The following is a 15,887-nucleotide window of genomic DNA, read 5'->3' as shown; positions in this document are numbered from 1 at the left end:
GGGGACGGCGCAGGCTTCGCGCCGCCGCCAGCTCACACCGCCCCGGGGGCGAGCTGAACCCCTTTCCAGGATGTGGGCAGGATTCCCAGATCGCGGCCGCCGGCGAACATCTCGTTGACAGGCAAGGGAAATCGTGCGGTGCCGGGACGGGAACCGTGAGCAGGAACGGGTTTTGTACGTCCAGCCCGTCCACTCCGCGGGAACACCCGCCCGGCGGCCGGTGCGGCCTGCCCGGGTGCGGTGACGGCCGCGGCGGGCGGGCAGGCTAGTTTGCCCGGGTGAGTCTCCTCGATGATGTGGCCGAGCGTGACGGCTGGCGCTGCTGGGTGTGCGACGAGCCGGTCGACCCCGGAATGTCGGTGAACGATCCGCGGGGCCCCAGCGTCGACAGCCGGACCGCGGATCGGAAGGCCAAGGTCGCCGAGCGGCTGGCGCACCGCGGGTGCAACACCCGCAAGGGCGCGGTCAAGGTGGTCATCGCCTGGCCAGAGCGGCTGTACGTGGTCGACCCCGCGCCACTGATCGCCGTCGCCGGCCGGCTGGAGCGCAAGGGCGGCCGCGAGACAGTGGCCCGGTGCCCAACCCGCGACGACGCCCAGGAAGCGGCGGACTGGCTGGTGGACCGCTTCTCCCGGCTGGTGCCGGGACTGCCGGTGACCGCCGGGATCGAACCGGGCGGCGGGCAGTTCCTCGTGGTGCTGACTGCCGGGCGCCGCTGAGCCGGCTCGCACTCGCGTGCCGTCAAGGACTCCTTAGCTGCCTTTCAACTCAGGGTAGCTGATGACCAGCGGCGCCAGGGTCGGGATCATGTTCGGCGGCGGCAGGTACATCACGCTTGCGGCGGCGCTGGCCTAAATCTTCGGGCGCGTGCGAAGTGCAGGCCGGACTGAGCCGCGATTTCAATGCCGCGCCGCCGCCACGGTGCGTGCTCAGCGGTCCCGCCAGGCCGGTGGGGACACGGTGACGGCGACTTCGGCGATACGTCGGGCAATCTCGGTCGTGAGCCCCTTGCGAGCAGAGTCGATCCACCCGGCAACGCGCTCGACTCCGATGTCTCGGTATTCGACGGCTCGGAGCAGCATTTCGAGCTTGTCCGCGTCCTTCGCGCACCGAGACTCGGGGGTCTGCCGGGTCTCGTACTCGTCCACCGCTGCCCGGACCAGACCCCGGGATGCCTCCGGCAGGGCGGCCGTCTGATCGTTGGTGATCTCGCGGGGCTCGGGCTTGCTCATGTGCTTCGCCGCGGTGTGCGGGATGTCGCCGGTGCGGGTCTCCTGCGATGGCACCTTCCTCCGCAGCGAGAAGGCCGCGACCTGAGCAGCGCGCAAGCTGTGTTCATCGACCGATTCCGGGTCCCCGGACACCAGCGTGCCACCACCCCGCCCGGCGGATGCGCTTGAGCAATCCGAGTTCGTAGCCGAACGCGGCGAGTGCCTGGGGTGACGAGTAAGGCTGGGCCGTAGCGCATTGAGGGTGGATCGGCACCTCGCGACGGCGCAGCCGGACAGTCGGCGGCAGTTTCGAGTACTCCTTTTGGGTGACAGTCGTATCACTGTCCGGAATACTGCCTGGTGAGCCGCCTGGAGGTTACACTCGGCAGCCGGACGCTCACGGTAACGTGCGTGGCTGACACCGGCCGCTTTGGGAGGGGGTACCGGGTGGACAGGAGCGCGCGGAAACGGCGCGTGCCGGCGGTTTTGGATGCCGATGAGGTGGATTACCTGCCGCCGGAGGTGTGGGTGCCGATCCGGCCACCGGCTGAGGGCGCTACGGAAGTCGCCTTGGAGCTGCGCGAGACCGCGTCCAATGGCCTGGCGTTGGTGGCCTTCTCCTCGGCCGAAGCGCTGGTGGCCGGGTGCGGTTCGGGCCAGCTGTTCGTCACGATCCCGGCCGCGGACTTGAAGCGGCTCCGCCACGTGGTGGGTTTCAGCTGTGTCGTGCTGGACCAGGGGCTGCCAGAGCACGCGCAGGATGGACCGTTGCCGGAGGTCGTCGCCGACGACTCATTGACCTCGGGCTTGGTGTATCTGCCGTCCCGACCACACAGCCTGGGTGCGAGCCAGGCCGACATCAAGCTGTTTGAACTCGAAACGGGTGAGATCGCCCTGCTGGCGTACTCGTCGCCTCAGCAGTTGCGCGCGTGCCGTGGTGCGAAGCAGCCATGGGTTTCGATCCCTCCCGATACGGTGGAGGAGACGTGCTACCAGTTGGGCGCTGACATCGTGGTCTTCGACCACAAACCGTAGCAAGGAGGGGATGTGCCATGACCGGACCTCGCGGCGGCTATCGCGTCGACCCGGGCGGGCTCGATGGCTTGGTGCGTGAATTGCACAGCGGCGCGGACGCGTTCAACGGCCTGGCCAACCAGGCACCGGTGACGCCGGACTGCGGGGCGAGCACCGAACTGGTCGGCAAGGCGTTGGCGAAGCTAGTCGGGTCGAGCGCTGGGCTCGGTGGAGTCCTGGTGCAGACCGCGGACAAGATCCACCGCTCCAACGGCAGTTACGGCACCGTCGAGAATGTAGCCGCGAACAGGCTCGACAAGGGCATGCACGGCCCCCAGTAGTGAGGAGGGGAACATGGGGAGTTTGATCCTCGACACGCAACTCAAGGGCGACTCGGCGACAGTGCGGGCGACTGCGGACTGGCTCGGCCGCCTCATTGGTGCCGAACACGAGGCCGTCACCGCTTGCAACAACGTCCGGGCTCATTCTCTCGCCGTCTGGGAAGGGCCGGCCGGGGACATCATGCGCCACGATCTCTCCGAAACCACGCAAGGTGGTGACACGCTGCTCGACCGGAGCGAGGAGTACCGGCGAGGATTGCTCACGTTCGCCGACCGCCTCGACACCGTGCGCGGCAAACTGAATGACGCTCGCGGCAAGGCCACCGCCGTCGGCCTCAAGGTCACCCCGGGCGAGATCTACCCACCCGCACCCGCACCTCCAGGCCCGCCGATGGACAGCGGACGCTCACCCCAGTCTCCTGCCGACGCGCAGCAGATGGCGATCGAGCACAACGCGGCAATGACCCAGTACAAGGCCGACCTCGACCGGGAGAACAAACAAGCTCCCGTGTACAGCGAATGTCGAGACCTCGTGGCCGACGCGCGCGAACTCGAACGCACTGCCCACGAGGATCTCGACAAGCTCTCCACCGGCATCGACGGCTGGGTGAAGGACCTCAAGAAGATCAGCCTCTTGGTGCTCGGCGGCGGCCTTGACGCCATCAAAGGCTCCCAAGAAGCGGTTAACGACCTCACCCGACTCTCGGTGGAGCTCAGCGACTCGGCAGAGGTTTTCAACAAGATTGCCAACGGTAAATACCTCACCGACAGCGATAAAACGGTGCTCAGCGCTTGGGAAGCCGACTCCAACGCCAAATCAGGCACAATGGCTGCCCGTGCCGATGGCATTGGCAAATGGATGAACAAAATCCCCGAAGGAACTCGACAGTTTATTGTCACAAATCCGGGATCACTGCTTGGCGAGTCTGCCAATGTTTTCGCTAAGGGCGGCAAGGTCGTCCTGAAGGGACTTCCACTTGTGGGTACTGCCGTTACCGTCACAGGTGCCGTTGCCGATGTAGCGATGGGCGAAGATCTGGGAAAGGTGGCCGTGTCGACCATTGCGTCCACCGGTGGGCAGATTGCCGGAGGGTGGGCTGGAGGCGCTCTGGTGGGCGCCGCGATGGGCTCCGAAGTACCCGTAGCTGGCACAGTAGTTGGCGCAGTTGTCGGGGGCATCATTGGCGGCATGGCCGCCGATAAAATTGTGGAATCGAGCTACGATAATGGCTGAAGATCCCAGCTCCCCTCGTCCGCTTGAGCCGCGCCAGGGTGAACCTCTTGGAGACCATTGGCTGCCGGCTAAGCCTGACCCTGAGACCGGCCAGCCCTTCCCGCCTCACGCACCGGGGTACATGCGTGCAGACGCAGACAAGGGAACACCGGAGCACGACCGAGGGCGGGACACTGCGAAGTCTCGGAAGCCACGCCCGCCCGCAGGGCAGGGGCCGACTCTTGTCTGGTATCGAGCCAGTAAGCGCAAGGCGGTCATCTTTGCGATAGGACTGTTTGTTTTCGTCGTCGCCTTCCTGTTTATTTCACGAGGTTTTCAAGTCAACTGGCTGCCTTATTGGCAGGTTTGGGTGGCCTTGGTTTTCTTTGCCGTGCTGATGTACTTCAGTGCCAAAGCGGCCAACTGCGCGGCAGGGGTCGAGTGGGTAATGGAAGGAAAGTCATGGGTTCGGGTCTACGAGCTTAAATCAATCAAGGCATATACTTACAGCAATGACCTGAACCTGCATCTTATCGATGCCGGCGGACGAAAGTTGCAGGTCAGCGTCACCCTCCTCCAAAGTGATCGTCAAATTTGGGACCTGACCTACAACGGAATCCTGCACTCGGCTGTCAAGAACGGTGCGGAAACGAATCAACTTGCTCGCGGCACGCTCAAGCTGCCGAGAGATGGCTAGACCGTCGCTCGACCACTGGGTGGCGGGAGCTCTTCCAGCTCGAGGAAGCGGAAGTCGGCATCGACGCATTGCCCCGCATCCCGCCCTCCCCGGAGATCGAGGCCGAGCCGGAGGTCGAAGTGGTCAGGATCGGGGCTTACTCGGCTACGGTCTCGACGACCCGACGGGGGGAGAACAGGCCACCCGAGACGGCGGCCTTCAATCGAATGTAGCTCCTGGCCTGCACGGATTCAGCTTGGCCAGCTGGTCCCCGAAGTTGGAACTTGGCCAAGGAGTCCTTGACGCCTCAGAGCAGCCCGAGGACCAGAGCCAGCGGCGGCCAGGCCGCGCGCCCGCGGCGGGTGCAGGCGAACGACCGCAGCCGCACGTCCGGGCCGGTCAGTGGCAGTAGCGCGACTTCCGGCCGGGTCGGCCGGTCCAGCGGCAGCAGCCCGACGCCGGGGCCCGCGACGATCAGGTCTTCGACCAGGTCCAGGCTGTCGGCCCGGTGGGTCACGCGCGGGCTGAACCCGGCCATCGACGCGAGCGTGCGCAGCACGTCCTCGTCGGCGCGGTTGCGGGAGTTGCCGATCCAGTCGTGGTCGCGGAAGGTGCGGAACACCGTGAGCGTGTCGCCGCCGTCGGCGGCCGGCGCGGGCACGCCGAGGCCCCACGGGGCCGTCCACAGTGGAACGACCTCGACCGCGCGGTCGACCGTGCCCGGCGCCAGGTCGTAGTCGTAGGTCAGGGCGAGGTCGACGTCGTCGGTCATCAGCTGCGCCAGCGCCTCGGCCGGCTCGTACTCGCTGATCACCAGCCGCACCCGCGGGAACCGCCCGGCCAGCCGGTCGGCGACCGGCAGCAGGGAGCGCCGGATGGCCGTGGCGAACCCGGCGACGCGCACGGTGCCGGCCGGCTCCGTGGCCGGGTCGAGGTCGGCGCGCGCGGCTTCGACGGCGGCCAGGATCGACACGGCGTGCTCGGCCAGGCGCCGGCCGGCCGGGGTCAGCCGCACCCGGCGGCCGTCCGGCTCCAGCAGCGGGGTGCCGGTTTCCCGGGCCAGCGCGGCGATCTGCTGCGAAACCGTCGACGTGGTGGTTCCGAGCACATCGGCGACCGCGTGCATCGAGCCGAGCCGGGAGAGTTCGAGCAGGAACTGCAGGCGACGGGTCTCCATCCCGCCATTGTCCACGATCGCTGAACGGTACGTCCACGATCGGCACGTGGACGCGAACGGTCGATCTGGGCTTACCTGGACGCGTGCTCCCTTCCTCCGCCCGCACCGGTGCCTCGCTCGCCATCGCCTCCATGCTCTGCGTCCAGCTCGGCCTCGCGGTGTCCGTGGGGCTGTTCGACGAGATCGGCCCAGGCGGCGCGGCGTTCCTCCGCCTGGCCTGGGCCGGGGTGTTGCTGCTCGTGCTGGTCCGGCCGCGGCTTTCGGCGTTCAGCCGCTCGACGCTGTTCGCCTGCGCCGCGCTCGGCGTGGTCACCGCGGGCATGACGATGATGTTCATGGCCGCCGTCGCCCGGCTGCCGATGGGCACGGCGAGCGCGCTGGAGTTCCTCGGCCCGCTGACCGTCGCGGTGGCGCGGGGGAGCGGCGGGAAACGGCTGTGGCCGGTGCTCGCGGCCGTCGGCGTGCTGCTGCTGACCGAACCCTGGCGCGGCGGCGTGGACCTGGTGGGCGTCGGCTACGCGCTGGCGTCGGCGGTCTGCTGGGCGGGCTACATCCTGCTGACCCAGCGGGTCGGCGACGAGGTGGCGGGCGTCCGCGGCCTGGCGGTGTCGATGCCGGTGGCGGGCCTGGTCGGCACGGCCGTCGCCGGCCCCGCGGCGTTCGGGCACCTGACCTGGCCGCTCGTACTCGCCGGGCTCGGCCTGGCGCTGCTGGTCCCGGTGATCCCGTTCAGCCTCGAGATGCTCGCCCTGCGCCGGCTGACGACGTCCGCGTTCGGCACGCTGATGAGCGTGGAGCCCGCGCTGGCCCTGATCATCGGATTGCTTGTACTGCACCAGATCCCGGACGCGGGAGCCCTCGCCGGCGTGGCGTTCGTGGTGGTGGCGGGCATCGGCGCGGAGCGGACCGGGGCGCGCGAGCCGGTCGTCTCAGCCGGAGTGGGCGCCGTTCGGCAGGAATGACGCGAGGGCTTCGGGCAGCACCGGGGCAGGGTGCAGTGGCGTGGTGAGGGCGATGTGGCCGTCGGGCCGGATCAGGACCAGTGTGTTGTCCTCGACGCCGAACGCCGACCGCAGGGCATCGTGCGGGTCGGTGATCGCCCCCTTGCCGATGCGGTGCAGGCGGATCTCGTCGTGGCGCAGGGCGCCGAGTTCGAAGTCCGTGTCGTCGGCGAAGGCGAGCGCAGCCCAATGTGGACCGCGCACGAGGTCGGCCGTGGTCCCGGCGAAACCCGGGCCGCGCAGGCCGGTGACGTACGGGACCCGGCGGCCCGCGCCGTCGTGGGTCAGCGCGCTCCGCGGGTAGGCGATCGTGAGCCCGGGGGTGAAGTCGTCGGTGAGGCCGACCAGCGCGGTGGACAGGTGTGTGGCGTCGTTGTGGGCGTTGTCCTGGACCCGGTCCGATTTGGCGGTGCTGGCGGCGAGCACGATCTCGGCGACCGGCCGCCGCTCGGGCTCGTAGGTGTCCAGCAGCGCCGGGTCGGCGCCGCGGAGCACGGCCGCGAGCTTCCAGCCGAGGTTGTAGGCGTCCTGGATGCCCATGTTCATGCCCTGGCCCCCGGCCGGGGTGTGGTTGTGGGCGGCGTCGCCGGCGATCAGCACGCGGCCTTCGCGGTAGTGCTCGGCGAGGCGCACGTTCGCGCCGTAGAGCGAAAGCCAGGACACGTCGGTGAAGCGGACGCGCCCGGCGCCCGCGCGGTCGTCGATGATCCGCTGGTACAGCTCGAGCGACGGCTCCTCGTAGCCGCCGGCCGAGGTGGGCACGGCGCACTGGAACTGCCAGAGATCGGTGCCGGGCAACGGGGTCAGCGCGAGCATCCCGGTTTCGGACGCCCACATGTGCATCCGCCCGCGGTCCAGGTCGAGAGTGCGCACGTCGCCCAGGTAGTAGGAAGTCGGCCGGGTGACGCCTTCGAACGGGATGCCGAGTGTCTTGCGCACGATGCTGCCGCCGCCGTCGGCGCCGACGACCCAGCGGGCGCGCAGGACGCCGGGCCCATCGGGGCCGCGAAGCCCGGCCTCCACCCCGCTCTCGACCTCCGTGAGCCCGGTGACGGCCGTGCCGAACCGGACTTCGCCGCCGTACTGGGCATGCCGCTCGCGCAGCACCCGCTCGACGTCGAACTCGGCGATCCAGAGCATTTCCGGGTACGGCGTGGCGATGGCGGACGGCGTCGTGAGCGGTTCGCGGTCGGTCCAGCCGCCGTCGACGTCGTAGAGGCGGACCGGGAGCTTCACCTCGCCGGTGGTGAGGATCTCGGCCGCGATGCCGAGGTCGTCGAACACTTCGAGGCTCCGGGCCTGCAAGCCCTTGCCCCGTGACGTGCGGCTCGGTGTCTCGAGCCGTTCGACGATCCGGTGCCGCACGCCGCGGCGGGCGAGTTCGCAGGCGAGCGTCAGCCCGGTCGGGCCGGCGCCCACGATGAGCACGTCGGTGTCGAACAGATCGGTGTCGAACAGGGCGTTTTCGGTGGTGCTGCTCATGATCACTGCCTCCTGGAGGTGCCGGTCGCTCTAGATTCCACACTACACTGTGCAGTGTGGAATCTGCCAGTAGACTGTGCCGATGCCTGATGACGCACCCGCCGCCCGGCCGAGCAGCCTGCGCAAACGGGCCGCGGTCCTCACCGCCGGCCGCGCGCTCTTCCTCGGCGAGGGCTACGAGCGGACCAGCGTCGACGCCGTCGCCGCCCGGGCCGGGATCTCCAAGCGCACGGTGTACGACTACTTCGGCGACAAGGACGGGCTGTTCGACGCGGTGATCACGGACGCGGCCGCCGAGGTCGTCGACGCGGTGCGCGCGGCGGTCGAGGAAGAACTGACGAACGGCCGTGACCTGCGTGAGGCGTTGCTGGCGTTCGCCCGCCGGATCGCCAGCGCGACGATCTCCTCGTCCGAGCACCGCCAGCTGCGGCAGCTGATGCGGGCCGACCGGCGGGCGCGCCGGAGCCTGGGCGGGTTCGAGGACCAGCCCGAGGCGCTGCTGGCCGAGCGGTTCGAGGAGCTGGCCGGCCAGGGCGTGCTCAGCGCGACGAACACCGTGCGGGCCGCGCAGCACTTCGTCGCGCTGACCTTCATGCTGGCCCTCGACGTCAGCAGCGCCGCTCCGGCCGAAGACGCCGAGATCGACGCCTTGCTCGTGGACGGCGTCGACGCCTTCCTCCGCGCCTATCACCGCCCTTACCCGTAAGTGCGTACTTCAAGATCGCGTCCGCTTTCCTTAGGCTGGCGCCCATGCACGTGGAAATCTGGAGCGACATCATCTGCCCGTGGTGCTACCTCGGCAAGGCGCGGTTCGAGGCGGCACTGGGCTCGTTCGAGCACCGGGACGAGGTGACGGTGACGTTCCGGTCGTTCGAGCTGGACCCGTCGCGCGAAGGCGTGGAGCCGCTGCAGCGGATGCTGGCCGCTCGATACGGGCCCGACGCCGTGCAGATGGAGGAGCGGATGACCGGGCTCGCGGCCGCCGAAGGGCTCGGCTACCGAGTCGACCGCGAGGTCGGCAACACCTTCGACGCGCACCGCCTGCTGCACCTCGCGCGCGAGCAGGGCGTGGAGAACGAACTGGTGAACGCCCTGTTCACGGCCAACTTCGCCGAGGCGCGGCCGTTGTTCACCGGTGGCACCCTGCTCGAAGTCGCGGCCGGGGCGGGCCTCGACCGAGCGGCGGCGGAGCGCGTGCTGGCCGATCCCGCGGCCTACGCCGACGCCGTTCGCGAAGAGGAGCAGGAAGCCGCGCGCCTCGGTGCCACGGGCGTGCCGTTTTTCGTGCTGGACCGCCGGCTCGGCGTCGCCGGCGGGCAGTCGGTGGAGGTTTTCGCGCGGGCGCTCGAGCAGGCCTGGGGGCAGCGCGCCGCCTGAGCCGATGCCGGACCGTCCTGGCGCCGGACCTGCTGCTCGCGTTCGCCGGGTTTAGCCGCGGCCGGGGTGACGGCTGACCTCCGGCTTTGCTGGGAGCGGATCCGGGCCGGTTGGCCGGCGGGAGCCATTCGGCGCGGGCGATCGGTGCTGCCGGAAGCGTTGCGGGACAGGGAGATCGTGCCCGGCCTCCAGACACTGTCGGACGAGGCGCTGCGGGCGTACGTCAGACAGGCGGCGTCCACGGCGCACGACTCCGTCGGGCGTGTGCGCTCGGTTCGGCGGTCGCTCCGGAGCTGGCGGCCTGCGGGTGGTTCCGTGGCGGAGACCGCTCGCCTGGGTGTCCACAGTGGACTGGTTTAGCCGGACCAGCCGCTGAGCCGGTTGAGCAGGCGTTCCAGCACCTCGGGGTCGGCGGCCACGGGGGCGCCGGAGACCGGTTCGTCCACCAGGGTGCGCCGCTCCTGGCGGCGGGGGAGCCGGACCTGGCCCGCGGAGAGACCGCCGGGCAGCGGCAGCTCGCACCAGGTGGTGCGGCCCGCGGCTCCGCGGGGCTCGACGCCCATCCGCTCGCCGGGTGCCGGCCTCGGCGGTCTGGGGTCGGGCAGGTCGTCCTCGACCTCGACGACCAGCACGTCACCGCGCAGCTGCAGCCGCACGGTCACGAACGCGGGGGCCGAAGGACGGCTCTGGTCCACGACGTCGCCGACGAGGCGGCCGGTCGTGGCGGTGACCTGTTCCACCATGGGCAGCAGGGACCAGTCGCTCAGGAGCAGGCGGACGAACAGCTCGGTGCACGGAACTGCACTGGGCTGCGCCACCAGTCGGAGATCGTCCACCTGGGTGATGCGCGCGCTCAAGCCTCACCTTCCTCATCGGCTCCCGGGCCCGGCCGAGCGGGACCGTGCGGGCATCATGCCATCGCCGCCACGCCGGTGTTCGAGCGGACCGCGGTGGGCGTGTCCTGGGCCTGGGGCTGGGGAAACCCCTTCGGAAACGTCGCAGGTCAGAGCCTCGTGGTGCAGGTCTGGACCACCTCGCGGACCGGCCGGTGCCCGTGCGGACGCCGAAGTAGGGCCAAAAGACTCCCGGCCGCCCCGGGGAAACCGGCGGCGGGGGAGCCGGGGCTGGGGCGAGCGGGGCCTGGGTGAGGCCGGGGCCGGGGTGAGGCCGGGGCCGGGGGAAGCCGGGGCCGGGTCCGGGGAAGCCGGCGGCGGGGCAGTCGGGGCTGGGGCGAGCGGGGCTTGGGGTGAGGCCGGGGCCGGGGAAGCCGGCGGCGGGGGAGCCGGGGCTGGGGCGAGCGGGGCTTGGGGCGAGCGGGGCTTGGGGTGAGGCCGGGGCCGGGGAACCGAGGCCGGGTCTGGGGAAACCGGCGGCCGAGGGGAACCGGCGGCGGCGAGCCGGGTCTGGGGGTGACGCCGGGGCGGGGGGAAACGGGGGCCATCCCCGGGGAAGCCGGCGGCAGGGGGAGCCGGGGCTGCGGCGAGCCGGGTCTGGAGTGGAACCGGGGCCGGGAGAAGCCGGGGCCGGGAGAAGCCGGGGCCGCGGGGGAGGCCGGCGGCCGAAGGGAAGCCGGGGCCGGGGGACCGGCGGCAGGGAAGCCGGGGCCGCGGGACTGGCGGCAGGGGAAGCCGGGGCCGGGGGACCGGCGGCAGGCGATGCCAGCCGGGCAAGGGCTCAACCTTTTGCCGCCGCCGCCCGTAGAAAGCGGTGTGGGTGTGCACGGGGACCGCCATGGCGCGGGGTGACGTCGAGTTCGCGGAGTTCGTCCGGGTGAGCTCGGCGCGGCTGTTGCGGGCCGCGTACCTGCTGACCGGCGATCGTCACCAGGCCGAGGACGACGTCCAGACCGCGCTGGTCAAGACGTTCGCCTCGTGGGGGCGGATTCGGCGGCAGGATCCGTTCGCCTATACGCGCCGGGTGCTCGCGAACCACGTGATCGACCGGTGGCGCCGCCCGTTCCGCGAGGACGCCACCGAGGAGCTGCCCGAGCGGACCGTCGTGCGGGACTTCACCGACGGGGTCGTCACGCAGGAGTGGCTGATGCGCGAGCTGGCCGAGCTCAGCGCGCGGGAACGGGCGGTCGTGGTGCTGCGGCACTTCTGCGACCTGTCCGAGGCGGACGTCGCGGCCGAGCTGAAGGTTTCGCTGGGGACGGTGAAGAGCACGAACTCCCGGGCGCTGGCGAAGATGCGCGTCGCGGCCGGGCCGGGGCTGCTCGAATGCGCGGCGGGGAGGGCTTCGTGACGGATCTCGACGGCCTGCGCGCCGCTCTCGCCGAACCGCCTGCCGAGGCGTTTGCCGCCGTCGACGTGGCGCGGGTGATGCGGTTGGGCCGCCGCCGACGCCGCTACCGCCGGTTGGCCAGCGGGGCGGCGGCACTGGCCGCCGTGGCGGCGGTGGCCGGTCTGCTCGCCGGCGTCCAGCAGTGGCGCGCGCCCGCGCCGCCGGCGATCGGGGCGCCGCCCGCCGTCCTGCCGACGCCGCCTACGACGTCCGACAGCCGGCAGATCGGCGCCGTGATCGGCACCGGCGCCGTGGACGCCGACGGCGAGGTGGTGCTGTACCTGCGCGCGTTCGAGCCGGACCGGTACCTGCCCGCCCCCGAGGTGCGGCCGTACGAGCTCGTGCTCGGGCATCGGACGCCTAAGGGCGTCACGGCGGAGGTGGTGGCCGGTTCGCCCGCGGGCGTGCCGGGCTTTCGCGCGCTGACCGCGGGCCGCCCCGGCCGCGACGTCCCGTTCTACGGTTATTACGCCGGCCCCGCGCGGCGCGTCACCGCCGAGGCCGGCGGGCTGATCTACACCGCGGAGACGGCGGTGGTCGACCAGGCGGGCGTGACCGTTTTCTGGTTCCCCCGCAAGGACACCAAGCCGCTGGCCGCCCTGCCGGCCCTGCCGATGAACGCCTACGACGGCCAGGGCGGGCGCCTGATTCCGTGAGGCCCGGCGCGGCCGGGATCGCCGGGGTACCCCTGGCGGGGGTCGCCCGCCCGTGGGACGGGGCTTCAGTGTCCGCGCGTCCCGGGGCATGGTGGCCCTACACGGAGGGGAGCCGAGGGTGCACGACGAGTTTTCCGGGCCGATCGCGACGGGCCGTCAGGTGACCTACCGGCCGGGCGCGTGCCGGGCCGGCGCCCGGCTGCGGTGCCGGCAGGGCGTGGTCGCCGGGGGAGCGGTCTTCGACGAGTACACCGACATCACCTGGGTCCCGGTCCGGGTGGACGGGCGGGCCCTGGACACCGAGCCGGAATGGGTGCGCGCCGAGAACATCATCGAAGTGCGGGCCGGCGCGTGACGGCCGGCGACACCGCCACCCCGATCTTCGACACCGTGGTCTCGGAGATCGGCCGCCGGGCGGAGACGGCCCCGCAGCCGGAGCCGACGGCCGGGGCAGCGGCCGAGGACTGAGACCCGGTCCGGGGCCGGCGGTCCCGGAACCAGGGTAAAAGCTCTGCGGGGCAACGGGTTCGCCCCGGCCCGGCCGCCGGGGGTAGCCTCGGCACAGCCGGGCGGAGCCGTCCTGCCCCTGAGCGCTGGAGTGCTTGATGCCGGAGTCCGCCCGGGCGATCGAGAACCTGATCCTGACGTACGCGGCGTGTGTCGACGCAGGCGACTTCGCCGGTGTCGGCGAATTGTTCGCCGAGGGTGTGTTCGCCGGCGGCGGCACCGCCGCGACCGGTCGCGAGGCGGTGGAGCGGTATTTCCGTGACACGCTGATCGTCTACGCCGACGGCACGCCCCGGACCCGGCACCTGACCACGAACCTGCGCATCGACGTGGACGAGGCCGCCGGCACCGCGACCGCGCACAGCTACTGGACCGCGTTGCAGGCCGTGGCGGACCTCCCGCTGCAGCCGATCGCCTCCGGCCACTACGACGACCGCTTCGCCCGCCGTACCGGGCAGTGGCGTTTCACCGAGCGGCGCCCGTCGGTCGACCTGGCGGGAAACCTGGCCTACCACCTGAAACCGCGCGAACTGTCCTGATCGGACAGCGCCGACCGGCCTAGCGGCGCCGCTTTTTCCGCTGTCCCAGGCTTTCCCGCATCCGGCGGCCGAGGAACAGGGCCGGCACGGACAGGGCCGCGCCGGCGCCGAGCGGGAGGCCCTGCTGCCACCCGGGCGCGCCGAGGGCGACCGCGTTCGCGTTCGTCTGGGCGTTGTAGTCGCTGACCCCGCCCCAGCGCGACGGCGGCAGCACGATCAGGCGCGCCTTGCCGATCACGTTGCCCACCGGCACCGCCGCCTTGGCCCCGCCGCCGCCCTGGCAGCGGGAGTCGCAGGAGTCGTTGCGGTTGTCGCCCATCACCCAGAGGGTGCCCTCGGGGACCTTGACCGGGGTGAACGGCTGCTGCACCGGGTTGTTCGGGTCCTCCCAGTGGATGTAGGGCTCGGTGAGCGGCTTGCCGTCCACCAGCACCCGGCCCTGCGGGTCGCAGCACTGCACGGTCTGGCCGCCGACGGCGATCACGCGCTTGACGAAGTCGCGCTCGTCCGGCGGCGCGAAGCCGACCAGCGAGCCCACTTCGCGCACCGCCTTGGCGAAGAAGTTGCTCGGCTCCTGCGGCGCGATCTCGTTCTCGGACCACGACTGCGGGCCGCTGAACACGATGACGTCGCCGGGGCCGGGATCGGTGAAGTCGTAGGTGACGCGGTCGACCAGCACCCGGTCGCCGAAGCAGCCGGTGCAGCCGTGCAGCGTGGCCTCCATCGACTGGGACGGGATCATGAAGACCTTGCCCACGAACTGCTGGATCAGGATCGTGAGCACCAGCGCGATCACGATCAGGATCGGGAGTTCCTGCCAGAACGGGCGTTTCTTGCGCGGCTTGCGGCCGCGGCCGGCGGAACCGGAGGACTCGCCCGGGTCGTCCGGATCCGGACGTTCGGGGTCACTTCCGGCGTATTCACGGGGAATGGGGTCGGCCACCGAGCCAGGCTACCGGTGCGGGCCGGATGCCCGCCGCAGCGCGCCGATCACGATCAGGGGTGTCGCGGGCGCGGCTCAGTTCCGGACGGGTCGTGCCGCGTGGCGAAGCGGGTCGCGCCGGCGAGGGTGTCGCTCGCGAGCGACACCTGTCCGTGCCGGAACTCGTTGGCCAGCGCGGTTTCTTCGTCCAGTCCGTCCTGCTCCAGCACGGAGGCGCGGTCCTCGCGCAGGCAGGTCTGCGGGAACGCGGCCAGTTCGTGGCCCAGCTCGACCGCGGCCTCCAGCGCGCCGCCGTCCGGGACGACGCGGTTGGCCAGCCCGATGCGCAGCGCCTCGGCCGCGTCGACCGGGCGGCCGGTGAGGATCAGGTCCAGCGCGTGGCTGCGGCCGATCAGCCGGGGCAGCCGGACCGTGCCGCCGTCGATCAGCGGGACGCCCCAGCGGCGGCAGAACACGCCGAAGACCGCGGTCTCCTCGGCCACTCGCAGGTCCGCCCAGATCGCCAGTTCGAGCCCGCCCGCCACGGCGTGGCCGCTGATCGCGGCGATGACCGGCTTCGCCAGCTTCAGCCGGGTGGGCCCCATCGGCCCGTCGCCGCCGGGCTCGGCACGGTTGCCCGCACCCGCGCTGATCGCCTTCAGGTCCGCGCCCGCGCAGAAGGTGCCGCCGGCCCCGTACAGCACCGCGACGGAGCTGGCCGGGTCGTCGTCGAAGGCGCGGAACGCGTCCGCGAGTGCCTCGGCCGTGGCCCGGTCGACGGCGTTGCGGCGTTCGGGGCGGTTGATGCCGATGGTGGTCACCGGCCCGCGGTGATCGACGAGCACGGTCATAAGGCACCTTTCCCCAGCGTCGGGCGAGATTTTCACAGTCCGTCCGGACTGTCAAGGACGGCCGGTAGGGTCGGCCGGTGACCTCCACCCGCCAGGAGCAGCACGCGCGGACGCACCAGAACCTGCTGGACGCGACCGTGGGCTGCCTCGTCGAATTCGGCTACGCCGGTACCACCACGCAGCGGGTCCAGGAGCGGGCCGGGGTGTCACGCGGGGCGCTGCTGCACCATTTCGGCTCGAAGCAGGAGCTGTTCGTCGCCGCGATCCACCACGTCGCCGAGGGACGGCTGGCCCGCCTTCGCGAGGAAGGGCCGGCGGATTCGTTACGCGGGCTGGTCACCGCCCTGCGCGCGTCGATGTCCGGGCCGCTGTACCTCGCCGGGCTGGAGCTGTGGATGGGCGCGCGCACCGATCCGGCGCTGCACGCGTCGCTGGTGCCGGCCGAGCGCGAGCTGGGCCGCGAGCTGCGGGCCGCGTTCGGCAAGGTGTCGCCACTGTCCGAAAAGGAGGGTCGGATCGCCCTCGACTCCCTGCTGATGTTGTTGCGCGGCCTCGCGCTCACCGGCGTGCTGCGCGAGGACGACGCCGGCGCGGACGCGATCGTGGCGCAGTGGCTGGCCGGGCACAGCTGACCGGG

General features: G+C 71.2%; 19 protein-coding genes. 13 read left to right on the top strand and 6 right to left on the bottom strand.

Annotated elements, in window-relative coordinates; translation table 11 throughout:
- The first annotated feature begins 278 nt into the window (after positions 1–278).
- Complete coding sequence (locus tag BMY97_RS07395; RefSeq protein ID WP_091614332.1) at positions 279–719, top strand: hypothetical protein; 441 nt, start codon at positions 279–281, stop codon at positions 717–719.
- Positions 720–929: 210 nt separating this feature from the next.
- Here the strand turns inward: BMY97_RS07395 and BMY97_RS07390 are convergent, their stop codons facing one another.
- The gene (locus tag BMY97_RS07390) at positions 930–1,364 is read right to left on the bottom strand and encodes an HD domain-containing protein (RefSeq protein WP_425425236.1); all 435 of its coding nucleotides are present in this window, start codon (positions 1,362–1,364) and stop codon (positions 930–932) included.
- Positions 1,365–1,622: 258 nt separating this feature from the next.
- Here BMY97_RS07390 and BMY97_RS07385 point away from each other — a divergent pair, with 258 nt between their 5' ends.
- The 4 genes from BMY97_RS07385 to BMY97_RS45830 all read left to right on the top strand — a co-directional run bounded on the left by BMY97_RS07385 (position 1,623) and on the right by BMY97_RS45830 (position 4,476).
- Entirely contained in the window at positions 1,623–2,246 is a 624-nt protein-coding gene (locus BMY97_RS07385) for an SAV_915 family protein (protein WP_143086143.1), read from the top strand.
- A 17-nt stretch (positions 2,247–2,263) separates the two neighbouring features.
- The gene (locus BMY97_RS07380; protein WP_091614327.1) at positions 2,264–2,566 is read left to right on the top strand and encodes a hypothetical protein; all 303 of its coding nucleotides are present in this window, start codon (positions 2,264–2,266) and stop codon (positions 2,564–2,566) included.
- Between the two features lie 13 nt (positions 2,567–2,579).
- On the top strand, positions 2,580–3,800 hold the full coding sequence (locus tag BMY97_RS07375; protein ID WP_091614324.1) for a hypothetical protein: 1,221 nt from the start codon (positions 2,580–2,582) through the stop codon (positions 3,798–3,800).
- Positions 3,801–3,921: 121 nt separating this feature from the next.
- Positions 3,922–4,476, top strand: a complete 555-nt coding sequence (locus BMY97_RS45830) for a hypothetical protein (protein ID WP_143086142.1) — start codon at positions 3,922–3,924, stop codon at positions 4,474–4,476.
- Between the two features lie 286 nt (positions 4,477–4,762).
- Here the strand turns inward: BMY97_RS45830 and BMY97_RS07370 are convergent, their stop codons facing one another.
- Complete coding sequence (locus tag BMY97_RS07370; protein WP_091614321.1) at positions 4,763–5,632, bottom strand: LysR family transcriptional regulator; 870 nt, start codon at positions 5,630–5,632, stop codon at positions 4,763–4,765.
- Positions 5,633–5,715: 83 nt separating this feature from the next.
- On the opposite strand from BMY97_RS07370, the gene BMY97_RS07365 reads away from it, so the two are divergent.
- Complete coding sequence (locus BMY97_RS07365; RefSeq protein WP_245787192.1) at positions 5,716–6,594, top strand: EamA family transporter; 879 nt, start codon at positions 5,716–5,718, stop codon at positions 6,592–6,594.
- On the opposite strand, the gene BMY97_RS07360 is transcribed toward BMY97_RS07365, so the two are convergent.
- Entirely contained in the window at positions 6,562–8,115 is a 1,554-nt protein-coding gene (locus tag BMY97_RS07360) for an FAD-dependent monooxygenase (RefSeq protein WP_091614686.1), read from the bottom strand. The genes BMY97_RS07365 and BMY97_RS07360 overlap by 33 nt on opposite strands.
- Before the next feature lie 82 nt (positions 8,116–8,197).
- Here BMY97_RS07360 and BMY97_RS07355 point away from each other — a divergent pair, with 82 nt between their 5' ends.
- Entirely contained in the window at positions 8,198–8,821 is a 624-nt protein-coding gene (locus tag BMY97_RS07355; RefSeq protein WP_091614318.1) for a TetR/AcrR family transcriptional regulator, read from the top strand.
- Between the two features lie 44 nt (positions 8,822–8,865).
- Positions 8,866–9,492, top strand: coding sequence for a DsbA family oxidoreductase (locus tag BMY97_RS07350; protein ID WP_091614315.1), 627 nt, complete (start codon positions 8,866–8,868; stop codon positions 9,490–9,492).
- A gap of 356 nt (positions 9,493–9,848) precedes the next feature.
- Here BMY97_RS07350 and BMY97_RS07340 read toward each other — a convergent pair whose 3' ends face one another.
- Entirely contained in the window at positions 9,849–10,349 is a 501-nt protein-coding gene (locus BMY97_RS07340) for a histidine kinase (RefSeq protein WP_091614309.1), read from the bottom strand.
- An 874-nt stretch (positions 10,350–11,223) separates the two neighbouring features.
- Between BMY97_RS07340 and BMY97_RS07335 the strand changes: the two genes are divergently transcribed.
- The 4 genes from BMY97_RS07335 (at position 11,224) to BMY97_RS07320 (ending at position 13,477) form a co-directional block, all read left to right on the top strand.
- On the top strand, positions 11,224–11,736 hold the full coding sequence (locus BMY97_RS07335; RefSeq protein WP_091614307.1) for a SigE family RNA polymerase sigma factor: 513 nt from the start codon (positions 11,224–11,226) through the stop codon (positions 11,734–11,736).
- Positions 11,733–12,431, top strand: a complete 699-nt coding sequence (locus BMY97_RS07330) for a hypothetical protein (RefSeq protein WP_143086141.1) — start codon at positions 11,733–11,735, stop codon at positions 12,429–12,431. The genes BMY97_RS07335 and BMY97_RS07330 overlap by 4 nt, the downstream gene beginning before the upstream one ends.
- A 118-nt stretch (positions 12,432–12,549) precedes the next feature.
- Positions 12,550–12,786: a hypothetical protein gene (locus tag BMY97_RS07325; RefSeq protein ID WP_245787191.1), complete on the top strand. Its 237-nt coding sequence runs from the start codon at positions 12,550–12,552 to the stop codon at positions 12,784–12,786.
- A 250-nt stretch (positions 12,787–13,036) separates the two neighbouring features.
- Positions 13,037–13,477, top strand: coding sequence for a nuclear transport factor 2 family protein (locus BMY97_RS07320; protein WP_091614300.1), 441 nt, complete (start codon positions 13,037–13,039; stop codon positions 13,475–13,477).
- A gap of 19 nt (positions 13,478–13,496) precedes the next feature.
- Here BMY97_RS07320 and lepB read toward each other — a convergent pair whose 3' ends face one another.
- Together lepB and BMY97_RS07310 are read right to left on the bottom strand one after the other, a co-directional pair.
- Positions 13,497–14,420 carry a signal peptidase I gene (gene lepB, locus BMY97_RS07315; protein WP_091614298.1) on the bottom strand — a complete coding sequence of 308 codons (924 nt, stop codon included), beginning with the start codon at positions 14,418–14,420 and terminating at the stop codon, positions 13,497–13,499.
- Positions 14,421–14,473: 53 nt separating this feature from the next.
- Positions 14,474–15,250 carry a crotonase/enoyl-CoA hydratase family protein gene (locus BMY97_RS07310; protein ID WP_091614295.1) on the bottom strand — a complete coding sequence of 259 codons (777 nt, stop codon included), beginning with the start codon at positions 15,248–15,250 and terminating at the stop codon, positions 14,474–14,476.
- A 77-nt stretch (positions 15,251–15,327) separates the two neighbouring features.
- On the opposite strand from BMY97_RS07310, the gene BMY97_RS07305 reads away from it, so the two are divergent.
- On the top strand, positions 15,328–15,882 hold the full coding sequence (locus BMY97_RS07305) for a TetR/AcrR family transcriptional regulator (protein ID WP_091614293.1): 555 nt from the start codon (positions 15,328–15,330) through the stop codon (positions 15,880–15,882).
- The last annotated feature ends 5 nt before the right edge of the window (positions 15,883–15,887 follow it).

This window comes from Amycolatopsis saalfeldensis, assembly GCF_900110575.1.
In the GTDB taxonomy this organism is placed as follows: Bacteria; Actinomycetota; Actinomycetes; order Mycobacteriales; family Pseudonocardiaceae; genus Amycolatopsis; species Amycolatopsis saalfeldensis.
Note: the sequence above shows the minus strand (reverse complement) of the source record. Positions and strands in the feature narration are given on the sequence as shown.